Source organism: Mesorhizobium sp. (assembly GCF_004962925.1).
In the GTDB taxonomy this organism is placed as follows: domain Bacteria; phylum Pseudomonadota; class Alphaproteobacteria; order Rhizobiales; family Rhizobiaceae; genus Mesorhizobium.
This window is the reverse complement of sequence record NZ_SUEO01000050.1, coordinates 22,528-23,796: the sequence shown is the minus strand read 5'-3', so window position 1 is coordinate 23,796 and position 1,269 is coordinate 22,528. Positions and strand designations below refer to the sequence as shown.

General features: G+C 59.6%; 1 protein-coding gene and 1 pseudogene. Both read left to right on the top strand.

The features are described from left to right. Positions 1 to 705, top strand: a 705-nt coding sequence (locus E5W87_RS12915) for a glycosyl transferase family A (protein ID WP_292397734.1), incomplete at its 5' end; no start/stop codon positions are given. Positions 706 to 1,074: 369 nt separating this feature from the next. Further along, positions 1,075 to 1,269, top strand: a pseudogene (locus E5W87_RS12910) (hypothetical protein); the annotation flags it as partial.

Below are 1,269 nucleotides of genomic sequence, written 5' to 3'. Positions count from 1 at the left end.
TTGTTCGCCAGCACCGATTGGGACTTCGCTGCCGACAACATCATGATGATCAGGGACGATGCGGCGACCGATGTCTCGAAAATCGCCGCTCCGCGATTCTCGGCCGACCCGGAATTCCTCGATTTCGAGCGTTTCATCGAAGGCAACATCTCCAGTCGCCGTGTGCAGAGAGGTGAGTTGGGCTTCCTCAAACCGGTGATCAGCCGCGCTTTTCTTGACCGGCATGGGCTGCGCTATGACGAAAACCTGCGGCTGGGCGAAGACTATGAACTCTACGCGCGCGCGGTTGCTTGCGGGGCACGCTTCAAGGTCATCAGGTCCTGCGGCTATGGCGCCATCGTTCGCGCGGATTCGCTGAGCGGCCAGCATAGGACGCAGGATCTCAAGCGTCTGGCCGACGCGGATCTAGCGCTGCTGGCGATCGACAGTTTGCCGGAAGGCTCTAAGGCGGTGCTCAGAAGGCACGAACGGCAGGTGCGCGACAAATACCGGTTGCGGAACTTCCTCGACGTGAAGAACGAGCGGGGGCTGACGTCGGCCGCGGCCTACGCCCTGGCCAGCCAATCCAACCTCATCCCCATCGTTCGCGGCGTGGCCGCCGACAAGCTGGATGCGCTGTTTCGCCGCGCCGGCTTTGCCCCGAAGCAGCCTGTGCCGCCGCTGCGCTTTCTGATGGCCGCAACCAGCCCGGTCGGCGAGACTTGAGCTTGTCCGCAAACGCCGCCATGCCGATCATGTCAACAGGTCCTTACCCCGCTCCAGCGTGATGCGAATTTCCGATTGGCCACACTAATGCGCGTCGCGTTTGATGAGAATCATGCGACGCGTTTTAGTTCTTGTCCTTATGCATGTCGTTGTCGCAAAACCGCTGCGCACTTTTGCGCAACATGCATTAGGTGGTTGCCTACTCGCTCTGGGGATGGCATGTATGTTGCGGTGCAGCAATTTTGGTTGGTTGTTTGAATCGGCCCGAAAATGTCCCCTGTCAGAGGAGCTGGACGATGCGACAAGATTTTTTCGGCCTGGATGGGCACGGGAGTGACCTAAGGCCGGCCATGACAGGAAACTGAGCGCATGGCTTCGATATTCGGCTTCAGATCAAGGGATCCGGCTCGAGACAGGCAGACCGACATCTCGCGCCTTGACCGCCTGGCAAAGCTGCTTGACCAGATCGCAGCCGAAGTCGAGGCGGAGAAAAACGGACTTGAGAATCGCTACCGGACAAAGGCCACCAACGCGGCCTTTCTGGTCGAGGCGATGGAAAATGGG